The sequence below is a fragment of the Kiloniella litopenaei genome (assembly GCF_000982415.1).
GTDB lineage: Bacteria > Pseudomonadota > Alphaproteobacteria > Kiloniellales > Kiloniellaceae > Kiloniella > Kiloniella litopenaei.
The window spans coordinates 1-15,098 of the sequence record NZ_LANI01000039.1; the positions used below are offsets into that span (position 1 = coordinate 1).

Here is a 15,098-nt window from a genome sequence, read left to right on the forward strand (position 1 = left end):
AAAGAGGCAGATCGGTCAGGCCCTGAACCAGTTGAATGGTTTCTGCCAAAATCTTTGGCTCATCAGCCAGAGGAATACCCGCATTAACGTCCAGCATGTGGGCGCCAGCAGCAACCTGTGCCAGGCAGTCAGCTTCTACACGGCTGTAGTCACCATTGGCCATTTCTTCTGCAAGCTTTTTACGGCCTGTCGGGTTGATCCGCTCACCAATAATGCAGAAAGGATCATCAAAACCAATTGCGATCTCTTTGGTCGCTGAACTAACGATCGTACGGGTCATATCGGTGCGTCTCCGGTAAAGTAGTGTTTTATGGACCAGGCCATATATTCTAAATTTCGTATAGGTCTTATATCAGAATTACTTCTACCGAATAGTCTTTTCGGGCGACTATTCGGCTACAGAAGCGACAAAATCATAATTTATGACAATGCCATCTACAATAATCACCCAATGTCGCGGTTTACTTTGAAACCTTTGCCCTTGGGATCAATAGTAAAGTCGCCATCAGTAACAGCATAGCTCCAGGCTGCGGATTTTTTCATGCCGCCGAGTGGGTACATATGAACTTTTTTGATGCCGCAGCTTGGATCTTCAGCGTGATAGCGGGCTAAATCCATAACCAGTTTGTCCGGGGCATTAACAGTCATTAGCTTTGCAATATTTTTGGCCTGACGGGTCAGGACACGCATGGAAGAGCCAATGCCACAGGCTTTTGCGTGGTTCATAAGCGTTTTTAAGGTTGCGAGCCCGGGAACACCAAGGTGTATCGGAAGCTTGTTGCCTTCGGCCTGAATTTTTTTGTCCCAAGCTATAATAGGCTCTGCTTCGAAGCAGAATTGTGTTGCGATGTACATATAGGCGTCGGTCTGTTCTTTATAAGCATTTTTCCAGGCAATGGCTTCGCGCAGACCAGCTTCACTAATATCCGGGCTTCCTTCGGGATGGCCCGCAACGCCTATCGATTTGATGCCATATTTATCAAAAAGCCCTGTTTCCATCAGTTGCATGGAACTTTCGAACTCACCCAATGGTTTATCAACCGCGCCACCCAGCGCAACAGCATGTTCGATACCGACTTCGCCCTGCAAGGTTTTCAGGTACTCTTCAAAATCACTTTGCGAGCGAATAGAGCGTGCCGCAAAGTGAGGGAGAGGGGCAAAGCCTTCTTCTTTGAGACGTTTAGATGTAGAAACTGTATCAGCAAAATCAGAGCCAGGTAGAAAGGTGACGGCGATTTCTGTACCAGGGCGTAGATGTACACGATAATCGGGTGTTTTGGCCGCTGATCCCGGTGTTGTTTCAATTGTAAAACCAGTCATGAAGTCGATAATCTGTTGTTTGACGACTTCTGGATTGAACTCTGTACTCATCTCATTAAACCTAAATGGGCGTTAGTCTTTAGCTTAACTGGCGACTTAACTATCGTTGGAAAGGCCGCCGTTTTGAACGAGGGCATCTAATTTTTCGTCGGTGTATTCGTTTTCAATCTTGGTTGCCATGGCTTGAGCTTCGGCATCCAGATCATCACCACAGTTGGTGGGGTCGCTTCTACGCCAGTGTTCCAGGTATGAATCACTGTCTTTGAGCTTGGCTTTCATAGCAGCGCGATCGATAGCTTTTTCAAAACGTTCGTGCAGCTGAACCTTTGCGTTTTTACGTCCTGCTTTAACGATTACCTGTGCAGGGATATCCCGCCAATAAACAAGTGTTAACTTGGCCAATTTAAATCTCCTGGTTGATAGCAGACATAAAGCTGCTCAACTCGCCGTATCCTGTGAATTTGTATTGATAGTCCAAGCCAATTTTTCCAGCAGCTTGTTTTGCCAGCTCTTGAAGTTCTTGGTCCTCGGTCTGTGCCAGATAAACTAGCTTTGTATAGTTACCGAAATACATGGGTAAAAGTTCGGGGTGTTTTGCAATCCCCATTCCTTCCATGATCAAGGTATCAAAATGTCTAACGAGATAATCTGTTAGGTAAAAGCAAGTAATGTCATCTTCATGCATCTGATCAAAGGCACCAAGACCGGTGAAAAAAGCATAACAGTGGACACCATCTATGCGTTTGACGTCTTCTTCTTCCAGAATCCTGTCCAGCTCGCCACCTGTACCGCAATCGCCATAAACGACAACAATATTTCCGTAAACGTCTTTGTTTTCCTGGATTTTGCTGCGCACACCCTGTGGAATTTTATCTGGTGTGTTGTGCCAGATTGCCGGAAGACATGTGATGTCTAGATGATTCCAGCCGTTTAATTTATTAAGGGCGATGATTTCTTTGGCAACTGCACCACACGCGATAAGGAGAGTTTTGTTCTCCTTATCGTCGATGTTGGCGTTTATATCGGACATTGTCCTAGACTATTCAGCTTATTAAGCTTGGTTGTGGCGGCGTTGCATGGCTTCTTTTGCCATTTCAACGGCGACAGCAGCGTCCCGGCAATAGTGATCTGCACCAATAGCTTCACCAAAAGCTTCGTTGAGCGGTGCGCCACCAACCATCACGACATAGTCGTCACGAATGCCTTTTTCTTTCATGGTGTCGATGACGACCTTCATGTAAGGCATTGTTGTTGTCAACAGTGCGGACATGCCCAGAATGTCTGGTTTGTGCTCTTCCAGTGCTTCGAGATAGTTTTCAACCGGGTTGTTAATGCCCAGATCGATAACCTCGAAACCAGCGCCTTCCATCATCATGGACACAAGGTTTTTCCCGATATCGTGGATGTCGCCTTTAACTGTGCCGATAACCATTTTACCAAGTTTTGGTGCACCTGTTTCAGCAAGGAGAGGACGGAGAATGCCCATGCCGCCTTTCATCGCACCAGCAGCAAGCAGAACTTCCGGTACGAAAAGGATACCATCACGGAAGTCAACGCCGACGATACGCATGCCTTCAACCAAAGCTTTGGTCAGAACATCGTATGGTGCCCAGCCACGCTCCAGAAGGATTTCAACACCTTCAAGAATTTCGTCTTTCAGACCATCATAGAGGTCATCATGCATTTGCAAGACAAGTTCATCATCATCAAGCGTGCGCAGATCTAGATCATCTTCTTCAGACATGTCCGTATACTCTCATACCAAGGTTATATTTATTTGGGGTTGCGATTATGCGATGCCACATATTTTATTCACAGGACCCCATGTATAACATTTATATAACGGTAAAAATTCCGCTTTGCATGTTCGATATGCGACGCTCATTTTTCCTTTGACGAAATAATGACAAACATTTGTTTGAAACGTCATGATATTGTAACGCATACAAGTTCATTTTTAACTATTTAATAAGTCTTGGTCTATACATGTGGTTCAGCCAAAAAGAGACCGCGTATATAGAGGTGCTATAATGCGCGCGGATATCGCAGTAAAATCATCGATGCCATACATGCTATTTCTACAATGGCTGGTATAGGGTGATTGCAGATTAGAGTGAGGGATATATTGTGATAAAGGGCGACAGGGGGCCGTTTGGGATCAGTGATGATTCTGCCGAAGCAAAGCATCAGGGGCTTTCCAGAACTCTTTCAGTCCGGCGGTTGCGTATTCGGGCAATTCAGCTGAACGTTGCTGCGTGTATTTTCTCTGCTCTTTTAATTGGTTTGTGGGTTAATAGCACCTATCAGGATGTTTCAGACGAGATTGATCAACAGGTTCACACTGCTCTCAATCGCATAGCATCCCCTTTAACTCTTTTTCTTAAAAACATAGATGATGAAATTCCTCTGCAGAGTATGCGTTCGGGATTTAATAATGTTCAGTTTTTATCTGTGCTGGATTCAAATGGCGATTTTATCCTTGGGGACAAGGCAAGTCCTTTACCCCCTGAATATAGCCTGCAGAGATTAATTGAGAACGTTGAAGCACGAAGCACTGCATCAATCAGCTTACCCTTTCTTGCTCAGGGCGAGTGGTATGCCACGGTTTTACGAACGATTAAAAGTTCCGGTACTGAGGGGAAATCTTATGTCGCATCGACGTTTCGTGTGCATGATTTCATGACCCGATGGGCAGTACTGGGACTGCCCAAAAGATCCATGGTTTCTATACAGACAGATGATGGGCAGTTGTGGTTGGATGATAACTTTTCAGAAGATTTGATCGGTCGAAAAACACCTTATTTGCTCTCTAGCCTTGCCGAACAAGAAGATGTTTCGGTTTGGGATCTGGATGGTGTGAAGCGAATTGTGAAGGGGCAGGGGATTGACCATTTTGGCTTATCTGTTGTGATTGGTATTCCCGCTGATTACATCGAAGTTGTCTGGCGAGATCGCTATTCAGCATCAGTAGGCTTTGCGCTGGGGGCAAGTCTGGTTTTGATAATTGCTCTCTATCTGGGCGGACGCATTTTTGTAACCACGGCGCAGCGTCGGGATGGGGCCGTGCTAGCGTTAAAGGATAGTGAGCGTAGGTTTCGTGATATCGCGGGTGCAGCAACCGACTGGTTTTGGGAAATGGGGCCGGATTTACGTTTTACTTTTGTATCCCAGCTTCAAGAATGGAACCTGTTGGGGAAATCCTTTAGTGATGTAAAGGGCGACGGGTTAACGGATGAGAGTTTTCTAAAGATTTTGAAGTCACGGTCATCCTTTCGTGATTTGGAGCTTGTGGTGCCGGATCTGGCGGGGGTGAACCGTATCCTCCGGTTAAGCGGTGTTCCTGTCTTTGACAAAAAGGGTGAGTTCAAAGGCTATCGAGGGGCTGGAAGTGATATTACTGAACGTCGAAAAGAACAGCAAAAGATGGCGACAGCTCATGCGCGATTGTTTCGTGCCTTTGAAAGTTTTTCCGGCGCTGTAACCCTATATGATGAAAATGATAAGCTGGTTGCATTTAATCGCCGTTTTCAGGAAATCTTCTTTCCCGGGCGCCCTATGGCAATTCGTGTCGGTATGACTTATGAAGACGTGTCAATTTCCTATGTAAATACCGGGCAGGACCCGTTGAGTGTTGAGAAGCGCGAGAGCTACATTAAAGCCATGATGTCACGGCGTGGGAAAAGAAACAGAGAATTTCAATTTGCCGAAGATTCCTGGTTGAAAATTACGGATCACAAAACGCCGGAAAATGATCTTTTTACCGTTTATACTGATATCAGCGATTATAAGGCCCGCGAAGCGGAATTAATGGATCTTAGCCGTGAAAATCATAGGCTGGCCGCGGCGGTGAGTTCGACTGATGCCGGCGTTATTATTGCGGATGCACAGCAAGAAAATCGCCCCATTATCTATACTAACCCTGCTTTTACAAAGCTAACAGGCTATACAAACGCAGAAATACCTTATCTACATTCCAGGTTTTTGCAGGGCGATGAAACTGATCCTCACGTCCAGGATGTTCTAGAGAAAAGCTTGAATGAAAACCGCCATGCCCGTGTTGATATGCTGAATTACCATCGGGATGGGCATACACTTTGGAACCAGATTGACCTTAGTCCTATTTTTGATGATGAGGGAAGTATTCAGTATTTTGTTTGTGTGATGCAGGATATTACCGAGCAAAAGGAAGTTGAAAAAGAGCTTACCGTTCTTAAGGAAAGCGCGGAGTTGGCCAATAGAGCAAAGTCTGAATTTATGGCCTTGATGAGCCATGAATTGCGAACACCGTTGAACGCAATCCTCGGGTTTTCTGAAATTTTGGCAAATGAAATGTTCGGTCCTCTTGGTAGTCCGAGATACAAAGATTATGCACGGGACGTAAATGAATCCGGGACGCATTTGCTTGAACTTATCAATGATATTTTGGATTTGTCGAAAGCAGAGGCGGGCAAGATCGAGCTTCATGAAGAGCATTTTGATATCAATAATGTTGTGCAACGATGTACCAAGATGCTGTCTGGGCGGGCTGAACAAGCGAATTTGAGCGTTCTTTTGCAACTCGATCCGAATGTCCCCAGTCTTTGTGGTGATGAACGCCGTATCAAGCAGGTGTTGATCAACCTGATATCCAACGGAATCAAATTCACCCTGTCTGGCGGGAGTATTACTATTACAACACATACATCTGACCGTGGTCTGGAGCTATCGGTGATGGATACGGGTATCGGAATGTCATCAAGTGAAATTCCGAAAGCTCTGGCGCCTTTTGGTCAGGTTGATTCCAGTCTAAGTCGCAAACACGAAGGAACCGGTTTGGGGTTGCCTTTGTCCAAGAGGTTAACAGAGTTGCACGGGGCTCAGTTTCTGATTGAGAGCGCGCCCAACGTTGGAACGACCGTGACTTTGGTGTTTCCTATCGAAGCTCAGAGATTAACTGCGTAAGCCTTGCGTTTATTATTCTAGTATCAGTGTGATGATACCCGCTGTAATAAGGGCTATCCCTATAAGTTCTTTGCGTGTGAGGCGTTCTTTGAAAAAGAGGTAGCCAATTAAAAGGGTAAAGATAAGCTCTACCTGTCCCAAGGTTCTGACGTGGGCTGCATTTTCCAGTGTCATTGCGGCAAACCATCCTGCTGAACCTAACATGCCGGTTAAGCCGATCCAGATAGCTACTTTCCAGCTTTGCAATACTCTGACGAATACATCTGGGGTTTTGAATAGTATATAGGCTCCCATTATCAAGGTTTGAAAACCTGTGACCCAAACCAGTGTGTAGGCCGACTGGATAGCAAATCCGCTATCATCCAGCGATAGGGATGCTGCACGATAGGATACAGCTGAGATCGCAAAAAGCCCCCCAGCCAGCAGCCCGGGCAAAATACTTCTATCTGTTGTGATCGTCCTAAATAATCGGGTGATCAGTGTCCTGTTCGGTTCTTGCGGTGATGTTAGAGAGGGTGTGGTTTGTTTCCCTTTTTTGAAGAGAGTAAGTACACCAACCAGGCTTATGAGTATGCCCAGAAAAGCCTGTATAGTTAGTTTGTCGCCCAAGAGGATAAAGCCAAACAGGGCTGTCTGGATGGCCTCTGTTTTTGTCAGGCTTGTACCGACAGCAAAGTTTCTCTGTCCAAAGAGCCAGACCAGAAGAAAGGTTCCCAGTATTTGCGCTATGCCCCCCACGGCACCATTGATCAGAAAGCTTGTATTGATTGTGGGCAGGGGGCTTGTATTCGTTATGGCTGTCGCTGTGTCTGTGTTTTGTAAAAGAAGTAAAGCGGTTAGATATATCCAGCTAAAAGGAACTGCGTAGAGGAAGCGTGCATAGGTTGCCCCTGTTGTATCCAGCCGCCCCTTGAGATGCTTTTGTAAAGCGGTGCGGATATTTTGAAAGAGCGCAGCAGCGACTGTGATGGGTATCCAGAGTTCCATGAGATAATCTGACGTTATATATTTTCTTATATGCTTTTCTAATGTCGATAAGATATCTTTGTTTTTCTTAATGTAAATCGATTCAGATTGATAAAAGTCAGCGGCTCAAGGTTGGTTGTTGGCGCAGGTATGTGAGGGCAAGAAAAAAAGGCGATGCTTTCACATCACCTTTTCCTTGGGCATCATAGTGATAAAGGCTTAGCCTACGAAGGCTTTCTCCACAACGTATTCCCCCGGTTTGCTGTTAGCACCTTCGCTAAGACCTGCTTCTTCACAAAGCTCGGCGCAGGATTTCAACATTTCCATAGAGCCGCAAATCATAACGCGATCTGTTTCTGGGTTAAGAGCTGGCGTATCAAGATCTGTTGTGATCTTGCCCGAGCGGAAAAGTTCAGGAATTCTGCCACGGCGAATGAAGTCTTCGCGGGTTACAGAGTTGTAGTACCTCAGCTTCTCAGAGACCATTTCGCCAAGGAATTCGTGTTGATACAGGCTGGAGACAAGCTCTTCACCGTACTTTAGTTCTTCTTTGTAGCGACAGCTGTGGATCAGGATGACTTCTTCGAACTTCTCGTAAGTCTCAGGATCGCGGATGACGCTGGCAAAAGGAGCAATGCCGGTTCCTGTTGACATCATATAGAGGCGTTTGCCGGGGACCAATGCGTCGAGAACAAGTGTGCCTGTTGGCTTTTTGCCCAAAAGCACCATGTCGCCTGGTTTGATGTTCTGCAGGCGAGATGTAAGGGGACCGTTTGGAACTTTGATAGAATAGAGTTCAATTGTTTCGTCCCAAGCCGGGCTGGCGATGGAATAAGCACGTAAAAGTGGCTTGCCGTCGACCATGAGGCCGATCATCACAAATTCACCTGTGCGAAAGCGGAATGCAGCCGGACGTGTGATCTTGAAAGAAAACAGCGAGTCTGTGTGATGGGTAACGGACAGTACGGTTTCGCCAGTTACTGATTTTGGTAACGGCTTTTCAGTGGTCGCCATGATATCGCCCGGTGTTGGATCCGCTATTGCCAATTGCTCAACAGTCATTAACTGCTCCTGCTTTCCTTACTATGACAGCATGGCTTGTGAAAGCCTTTGCTACAAATTTATTCATCAGTGGTTGGGCGGCCTATGCCCATCCGCGAATAAGCATTATCAATAGTGCCATAAACTTGAGGCATTTATTGGGTGCTTATTTGGTGTGCTGACGATGTGTTATCAGGTCACACACTATAATCTCGCCTGAGGTGTCATGTAATTTTGGACGAGTATGTACCATAGATATAGTGTTTTGCATATTACATTTAAGTTTGATTTAACATAGCTGGCAGTAATATCAAGTATAATATCCTGAAAAATTGTGTTATATTTTGATTTATTAATTTAAGATATTGATATTTATCGTTAATATAATAACAATTTTTTAGTGTGTTTATGTTAGTTTTCCTGTGCGATAAATCGTAGCACTTGTGTTTTTCTTTCCCTACCCCGTGATTCGCTGGTTTTGACTTGCACTCTGTATGTCTCTGTTATGTGGTGCGCCCCAATCCAGGTCAGGTAAGACAGGGATGATGTTGTGAGGGTTATTTGCCGTATCATTTTGGAAACTTGCTGCCACGATTGTTGTGATGTCAACTGTGCCTGCAATAGATGGTGTTTGATATAGATCTCTGGTATAGGCCCATAGGTTAGGATAGTCGACCAGCCTTCTTTTTTGGCATCTATGTAGTGTGAAATAAACCAAATCAAACCTGATTAGCGTTGTGAATAATTTCCAGTCTGATGCTGTCTGGTTAGGGCCAAAAAGAAAACGGTTTTCTGTCAATATTTGTTCCAGTTTACCCAAGGTACTGAATACAAGCGAGACTGCCTGATCGTAAGCATCTTGGCTTTGGGCAAAACCCGCTTTGTATACACCGTTACTTAGTCCATTATAGATCCAATTATCCATGTCGGACATTTTTTCATTAAGTGAGGGGGGGTAGTAATTTAACGGCAGCTGATCCTGTGTCTTAATCTTATCAAGCGCGAGCATGATTTGAGATGATTCATTGGAAATAATTTGCCGGGTTTGACTATCCCATAAAACGGGAACCGTTGAGCGACCAGTGTAGTGACGATCACTTAATGTATAGAGTTGGTGCAGATGTTGTATTGTAAGATCTGTGTCTGGAACATTCCATACCTTCCCGCCGTTTATTGCGTAACCTTCCAGACGGGGGCCATGGGCAATGTGGAGAGGAATGACGTGGTCGAGTTTCTTTAAGGTGCGCATCAGCATTGCCCGTTGTGACCACTGGCAACTGTTCGATCCAATAAGCCAATAACGCCCCGGTGAGTTGGCTATGTTCTCAATAATATCTGCTGAAATACTGCTATTATATTTGCTGTCAGGGCGAAGATATGCGCCATTGTGAATGATGTCGTCTCTGTCAGTCCATTTGCCTTTGTATAACATGCCCATGTGATTCGCCTTTTTTCTGAAGTGTGGTTTGTATCGATTTGATATAAATAGATATATTTTGATTTTGAGTGTTTGTTTTGTGAGTGTTGATGTTTTGTATATCTGATTTTTTGAGATTTATCTGTTCACAAAATAGTCTGCTTTGGTCTATAAAATAACCCATGAAAAATTTACCTTTGAATGCTTTACGGGCTTTTGCTGCTGTGTATGAGACTGGTGGTATAAGGCCAGCCGCGCGCTTGCTGGAGATTACACATTCGTCGATCAGCAAACATGTTCAGGAACTAGAGGCCTGGATTGGCGTTCCTTTGATTGATCGTGAACAGGGGGTAAGGACGATTAAATTTAGTCCCCAGGGCGAAGACATTGGGCGTGTCGCTTTGGAGAATCTCAATGATATGGCTAGTGCTGTTGAGGCTGTTCGGGAAAGCAGGCAAGGGAACGCAGTCACGATTTCAACCACACCATCCTTTGCGGCGCGGTGGTTGCTCCCCAGATTGCAGGATTTTAATGCAACTTTCCCTTGGATAGAATTGTCTATTGTTGTTGACCAGAAGTTGAATTTTGCTGCGGACCATGGGGCAGATCTCGCCATTCGAATGGGGCAGGGGCCTTGGGATGGGCTGGAATGTACACCGCTGATGGATGAGCAACTTTTTCCGGTGATGAGTACATCTTTATGGCTGAAGGTTGGTCGCCCCACAGAGTTATCTGCGCTAGAGGGATTACCTCTGTTGCATGATCGTGATCCCCAGGCAAGTTGGCAACGTTGGCTTTCCGAGCAGGATGGTTTGGATTTTGATACGCGGTCTGGTCCGCGTTTTGCCTCTTCTGATCTAGTCCTGCGGGCGGCTGTACAAGGGCTGGGTGTTGCGTTGGCACGGGGGCGTCTGGTTGAAGATGATTTGGCGACGGGCTTGTTGATTAAGCCGTTCGAAGGAAATGAAGCAATGCTTTCCCAAGCTTATTGGCTGCTTCATCCCAAGGGCAAGAAGAAGTCAATTGCCATTACCAAGGTTATCGAATGGTTGAACATGATGTCTGAACAGGAATTACACGGGTCCTGAGATGTGTCTGACCCGTGCTTGTGATTTCTATTGTTCATAGCGATCATGGTGCTTTACCCATGACATAGAGCCGCCTTCTGACGTTTCATTTCGTCCATAAGGGGTTAGATCTATATAGTGGTATGTTCCGTTAAGCATGTCCAACCCACGACTATATGTTGAATAGCTGTGGTATATTGTTCCATCATCTCCTTTGACAAACACACTAATTCCGGGGGCATCGTTAATGGGGAAGGTTGTTTGTCTGTAGTTATAGGTAATTTCGTCATCTGGTTTATGGTTGTCACCAAAGCTGACGCCAAAGTCTTCGCTAAAGGAATTTCCATAGGAAGAGACAAAATTAAAAGACCAGTTAAGACGGGATTTAAATTTCGTGAGCTTCTCAATTGGTGCTCTTGCAATAGATACAAGGGCGATGTCTCGGGCTTTCAAGTGGCAATCAATACCTTCAAAGTTATCTGCCCAGAGAGAGCAGCTCACACATCCATTTTCCCATTCCGGGTCAAACATAAAATGATAAACGATTAATTGTGTCGAGCAGCCAAAAAGCTCGGTTAGATTCACAGGACCGGTATCAGAGGCAAAGGTATAGCCTTTGGTGACCTCTACCCAGGGAAGTTCTCTACGTTTTTTGTTTAATCGGTCTCTGGCTTTGGTAAGGGCTTTTTCTTCTGCGAGAAGTTTCTTTCGCTCAACCAGCCAATCTTCCCTTGAAACAACTTTGTTGCGTGACATGGTTTTCTCTCTTTAAGATTTAACCTACTGGTTAATTAAAGGTGATTTTTGTTGATCGTCAAGCATTATTTAGCTTATTGGTTAAGTTTTGTTCGGGCACCGTTTGACAAACATTATTAAGGTTTAATTTTAAATATCAGCGCATGGAAACATAGATTTAAGTGATGAAGAGGCCGTCCGATCTTGGACTTTCATGATATAAGGTTTGTTACTTTAAGTTTTGTTATCTAGATATAGGCAAAGATCTATGTATAAGCTCGGGTCTTTATCTGGTGCTTTGTATGGCATGAGGCTGTTATCGCCGATAATAATACCCGGATAAGCATAAGATAATTGTAAAAACATATTACGTCGGATGATGAGAGAAAAAGAAGAGCAGCCCTTTTGGGAAACCAAAAAGTTGACCGAGATGACACCTGTCGAGTGGGAGAGCCTGTGCGACGGTTGTGGTAAGTGTTGCCTGGTAAAGCTTGAAGATGCTGATACAGAAGAGATCGTAGATACTGATGTTGTCTGCAAATTACTCGACCTTGGAACGTGTCAATGCAGTTTATATGAGACACGTCATCAATACGTGCCAGACTGTATCAAGGTTACCGCTGATAATATTGAAACATTGAGCTTTATGCCGCCAACCTGTGCCTATCGTTTATTACACGAAGGGGTGACGCTTCCCTGGTGGCATCCTTTGGTTACAGGAAATCCGAACTCGGTTCATGATGCCGGAGTGTCCGCATTGGATAAGGTCGTATCTGAAACAGACGTCGAGGATGCAGATTTGGAAGATCATGTTGTGGAGTGGCCTCAAGATCCCAGCCCTCCTGAACCATGGGTTCGTTTTTCTGATAGCTAAAAAGAGGAAGAGTGCCCTGAAGCTTAATGATATTTCCGACGATCTTTTGAATAGTGGCTTTGTGCTTAGGGGTGTTTTCCATCCTGAACCAGAGGATCAAGTGCCGGACCTGTCATCTGATCAACCAACTCAATCTGTTATAATGGTTGGCAATGTTGGCTCCGGCGATTTTTGGAACGCCTATAAGCAATCCGATGAATTTCTGGATGCTGTGTCTGATCCTATGGATAGCTGGACCAAACGAATTGTTGCTCCCATTGCGGCAAAAGCGCAGGGAGAGGTGCTTTTCCCCTCTGATGGTCCGCCATACTATCCTTTTCAGAAGTGGGCTTCGCGTGCAGAGGTCTTGTTTCCTAGCCCGATCGGTCTTTTTATCAGCCCGGAATGGGGTACATGGCACGCGCTCCGCGCTGCTATTTTGCTTCCTGTTAAAATAGAGATTCCTCACGCTGTATCAGAGGATCCCGGTTCATGTCTGACCAGTCCTTGTCTTGATTGCAAGGATCAGCCTTGCCTAAAGACCTGTCCGGCTGATGCTTTTAGTATAGAACAGGGGTATGATTATCTGGCTTGTGCTCGTCATGTCGCATCTGATGAAGGGGTATCATGTTCTTCAGCCGGGTGTCTTGCGCGCAGGGTTTGCCCGATTGGACAGGAATATACGCTCTGTTCTGAGCATGCTGCGTTTCACATGTCTGCTTTTATCGGCGAGCGAAAGCGTTTGGGGGAAATTTAATGCTCTTAGAGATAATCATTTTTCTGTTTAACTAAAATATTATTTTTATCAATTGGTTACGCTTTGTTTTGATGTGTAGTTGATGAATGGCAAAATGGTGTGATTTGAAATTCGTATGCTATGATAGGTTATTGCGAATGCTAAAACAGCCTGATTTCGGTGTTTCTTGATGACGGAGTGACGCTCTTGCGATATCTCCAAAAGAAAACCCCAGTTAATGTCTCTTGAAATTTTGTTACCGATACGTAGGGAGGGCATAGCCCCATGGCCAAGAGTGATATTGAAATTGCCCGCGAGGCAAAGATGCAACCAATTACTGAGGTTGCCAAGAAAGTTGGAATTCCTGCTGACCAGTTGCTTCAGTATGGTCCACACAAAGCAAAGCTGTCTTTTGATTTTATCAATTCCATCCAGGGAAATAAGGATGGCAAACTGATTTTGGTAACAGCGATCAATCCGACACCGGCGGGTGAAGGTAAGACAACAACGACCGTTGGTCTGGGTGATGGCCTGAACCGTATTGGTAAAAAAGCAATTATGGCCCTTCGCGAACCATCATTGGGTCCGTGCTTTGGTGTTAAAGGTGGTGCTGCTGGTGGTGGTTACGCCCAGGTCGTTCCAATGGAAGATATCAATCTTCACTTTACTGGTGATTTCCACGCTATTGGCGTAGCGCATAACCTTCTGTCTGCTCTTTTGGACAACCACATCTATTGGGGTAACGAGCTGGGTATTGATTCACGCCGTGTGCAGTGGAAACGCGTTGTTGATATGAACGACCGTGCACTACGTGCGATCACTAACTCTATGGGCGGTGTTGCTAATGGCTACCCGCGCCAAGATGGTTACGATATTGTTGTCGCTTCTGAAATCATGGCGATCTTCTGTCTTTCAAAAGATTTGAACGATCTTTCTAACCGCTTGGGTGACATCATTGTTGCCTACACACGTGAGAAAAAGCCAATTTATGCCCGTGATCTAAAAGGTCCAGGTGCTATGGCTGTTCTGCTGAAAGATGCGATTTCTCCAAACCTTGTTCAGACTTTGGAAAACAACGCTGCTTTCATTCACGGTGGTCCTTTTGCGAACATCGCACATGGTTGTAACTCTGTGATCGCAACAAAAACAGCTCTTAAACTTGCGGACTATGTTGTAACTGAAGCTGGTTTTGGTGCTGACCTTGGTGCAGAGAAATTCTTTGACATCAAATGCCGTAAAGCTGGCCTGAAACCTGATGCAGTTGTTATTGTTGCCACTGTTCGTGCATTGAAAATGCATGGTGGTGTTGCCAAAGCTGATCTGGGTGATGAGAATGTTGAAGCCGTGACAACAGGTTGTGAAAACCTTGCCCGTCACATTGCCAACATCAAAAAATTCAACGTTCCAGCTGTTGTCGCAATTAACCAGTTCATCACTGATACAGATGCTGAGATTGCTGCCGTATCAGCAGCTTGTGAAGCGCTGGGTGCAAAGGCAATCGTTGCGAGCCACTGGTCAAATGGTGGTGCAGGTACTGAAGAATTGGCTCACCATGTGGTTGAGCTTGCTGATTCTGGTGTTGCTGACTTCACACCGCTTTACCCTGATGAAATGCCGCTATGGGAAAAAATTGAGACCATTGCGACAGAAATTTATGGGGCAAGCGAAGTTATTGCAGATGCTGCTGTTCGTAAACAGATTGCAGAGCTTCAGGAAAATTATGGTCACTACCCTGTTTGTATGGCCAAAACACAGTACAGCTTCTCGACTGATCCTGCGCTTCTTGGTGCACCATCGGGTCACGCTGTTCCTGTGCGTGAAGTTCGCTTGTCTGCAGGTGCTGGCTTCATCGTGGTCGTTACTGGTGCGATTATGACAATGCCGGGTCTGCCGCGTCAGCCTGCTGCGAACAATATCTATCTGAATGACGAAGGTCAGATCGAAGGTCTGTTCTAAGTTATCTGGAATAAATCGTAAAAAAAGGTGCCATCGGCACCCTTATACATTGAGAGGCAGAAAGAT

The 15,098-nt window shown here is 45.3% G+C and carries 14 protein-coding genes; 5 read left to right on the forward strand and 9 right to left on the reverse strand.

Annotated features, from left to right (window positions below; genetic code table 11):
• The 5 genes from WH95_RS19695 to WH95_RS19715 all read right to left on the reverse strand — a co-directional run.
• Positions 1 to 280 (reverse strand): methyltetrahydrofolate--corrinoid methyltransferase (locus WH95_RS19695; RefSeq protein ID WP_046506856.1); only part of this gene is annotated, 280 nt, incomplete at its 3' end.
• Positions 281 to 444: 164 nt separating this feature from the next.
• Entirely contained in the window at positions 445 to 1,371 is a 927-nt protein-coding gene (locus WH95_RS19700) for a methylenetetrahydrofolate reductase (RefSeq protein WP_046510132.1), read from the reverse strand.
• A gap of 45 nt (positions 1,372 to 1,416) precedes the next feature.
• Positions 1,417 to 1,722: a virulence factor gene (locus WH95_RS19705; protein WP_046510133.1), complete on the reverse strand. Its 306-nt coding sequence runs from the start codon at positions 1,720 to 1,722 to the stop codon at positions 1,417 to 1,419.
• 1 nt (position 1,723) lies between these two features.
• Positions 1,724 to 2,350: a DUF1638 domain-containing protein gene (locus tag WH95_RS19710; RefSeq protein ID WP_046510134.1), complete on the reverse strand. Its 627-nt coding sequence runs from the start codon at positions 2,348 to 2,350 to the stop codon at positions 1,724 to 1,726.
• Between the two features lie 21 nt (positions 2,351 to 2,371).
• Positions 2,372 to 3,064, reverse strand: a complete 693-nt coding sequence (locus WH95_RS19715; RefSeq protein ID WP_046510135.1) for a corrinoid protein — start codon at positions 3,062 to 3,064, stop codon at positions 2,372 to 2,374.
• 383 nt (positions 3,065 to 3,447) lie between these two features.
• Here WH95_RS19715 and WH95_RS20850 point away from each other — a divergent pair, with 383 nt between their 5' ends.
• Positions 3,448 to 6,261, forward strand: a complete 2,814-nt coding sequence (locus tag WH95_RS20850; protein ID WP_052742177.1) for a PAS domain-containing protein — start codon at positions 3,448 to 3,450, stop codon at positions 6,259 to 6,261.
• A gap of 12 nt (positions 6,262 to 6,273) precedes the next feature.
• Here WH95_RS20850 and WH95_RS19725 read toward each other — a convergent pair whose 3' ends face one another.
• The 3 genes from WH95_RS19725 to WH95_RS19735 form a co-directional block, all read right to left on the reverse strand.
• On the reverse strand, positions 6,274 to 7,248 hold the full coding sequence (locus WH95_RS19725; protein WP_046510136.1) for a DMT family transporter: 975 nt from the start codon (positions 7,246 to 7,248) through the stop codon (positions 6,274 to 6,276).
• 198 nt (positions 7,249 to 7,446) lie between these two features.
• Positions 7,447 to 8,289, reverse strand: coding sequence for a ferredoxin--NADP reductase (locus WH95_RS19730; RefSeq protein ID WP_281174859.1), 843 nt, complete (start codon positions 8,287 to 8,289; stop codon positions 7,447 to 7,449).
• 436 nt (positions 8,290 to 8,725) lie between these two features.
• Positions 8,726 to 9,706 (reverse strand): glutathione S-transferase C-terminal domain-containing protein, encoded by a 981-nt coding sequence (locus WH95_RS19735; protein WP_046510137.1) that lies wholly within the window; start codon positions 9,704 to 9,706, stop codon positions 8,726 to 8,728.
• A gap of 161 nt (positions 9,707 to 9,867) precedes the next feature.
• Here WH95_RS19735 and WH95_RS19745 point away from each other — a divergent pair, with 161 nt between their 5' ends.
• On the forward strand, positions 9,868 to 10,773 hold the full coding sequence (locus tag WH95_RS19745; RefSeq protein WP_046510139.1) for a LysR substrate-binding domain-containing protein: 906 nt from the start codon (positions 9,868 to 9,870) through the stop codon (positions 10,771 to 10,773).
• Between the two features lie 27 nt (positions 10,774 to 10,800).
• On the opposite strand, the gene WH95_RS19750 is transcribed toward WH95_RS19745, so the two are convergent.
• Complete coding sequence (locus WH95_RS19750) at positions 10,801 to 11,508, reverse strand: DUF899 domain-containing protein (RefSeq protein ID WP_046510140.1); 708 nt, start codon at positions 11,506 to 11,508, stop codon at positions 10,801 to 10,803.
• Positions 11,509 to 11,866: 358 nt separating this feature from the next.
• Between WH95_RS19750 and WH95_RS19755 the strand changes: the two genes are divergently transcribed.
• The 3 genes from WH95_RS19755 to WH95_RS19765 all read left to right on the forward strand — a co-directional run bounded on the left by WH95_RS19755 (position 11,867) and on the right by WH95_RS19765 (position 15,032).
• Positions 11,867 to 12,361, forward strand: a complete 495-nt coding sequence (locus tag WH95_RS19755; protein ID WP_046510141.1) for a YcgN family cysteine cluster protein — start codon at positions 11,867 to 11,869, stop codon at positions 12,359 to 12,361.
• A 61-nt stretch (positions 12,362 to 12,422) separates the two neighbouring features.
• Positions 12,423 to 13,097 (forward strand): hypothetical protein, encoded by a 675-nt coding sequence (locus WH95_RS19760; RefSeq protein WP_157846031.1) that lies wholly within the window; start codon positions 12,423 to 12,425, stop codon positions 13,095 to 13,097.
• A gap of 264 nt (positions 13,098 to 13,361) precedes the next feature.
• Positions 13,362 to 15,032 carry a formate--tetrahydrofolate ligase gene (locus WH95_RS19765; protein WP_046510142.1) on the forward strand — a complete coding sequence of 557 codons (1,671 nt, stop codon included), beginning with the start codon at positions 13,362 to 13,364 and terminating at the stop codon, positions 15,030 to 15,032.
• The last annotated feature ends 66 nt before the right edge of the window (positions 15,033 to 15,098 follow it).

Bases quoted from the DNA above. Each gene is read 5' to 3' on its own strand.
- WH95_RS19700 (WP_046510132.1), bottom strand. From the start codon at position 1,371: ATGAGTACAGAGTTCAATCCAGAAGTCGTCAAACAACAGATTATCGAC.
- WH95_RS19710 (WP_046510134.1), bottom strand. From the start codon at position 2,350: ATGTCCGATATAAACGCCAACATCGACGATAAGGAGAACAAAACTCTC.
- WH95_RS19715 (WP_046510135.1), bottom strand. From the start codon at position 3,064: ATGTCTGAAGAAGATGATCTAGATCTGCGCACGCTTGATGATGATGAA.
- WH95_RS19725 (WP_046510136.1), bottom strand. From the start codon at position 7,248: ATGGAACTCTGGATACCCATCACAGTCGCTGCTGCGCTCTTTCAAAAT.
- WH95_RS19730 (WP_281174859.1), bottom strand. From the start codon at position 8,289: ATGACTGTTGAGCAATTGGCAATAGCGGATCCAACACCGGGCGATATC.
- WH95_RS19735 (WP_046510137.1), bottom strand. From the start codon at position 9,706: ATGGGCATGTTATACAAAGGCAAATGGACTGACAGAGACGACATCATT.
- WH95_RS19745 (WP_046510139.1), top strand. From the start codon at position 9,868: ATGAAAAATTTACCTTTGAATGCTTTACGGGCTTTTGCTGCTGTGTAT.
- WH95_RS19750 (WP_046510140.1), bottom strand. From the start codon at position 11,508: ATGTCACGCAACAAAGTTGTTTCAAGGGAAGATTGGCTGGTTGAGCGA.
- WH95_RS19755 (WP_046510141.1), top strand. From the start codon at position 11,867: ATGAGAGAAAAAGAAGAGCAGCCCTTTTGGGAAACCAAAAAGTTGACC.
- WH95_RS19765 (WP_046510142.1), top strand. From the start codon at position 13,362: ATGGCCAAGAGTGATATTGAAATTGCCCGCGAGGCAAAGATGCAACCA.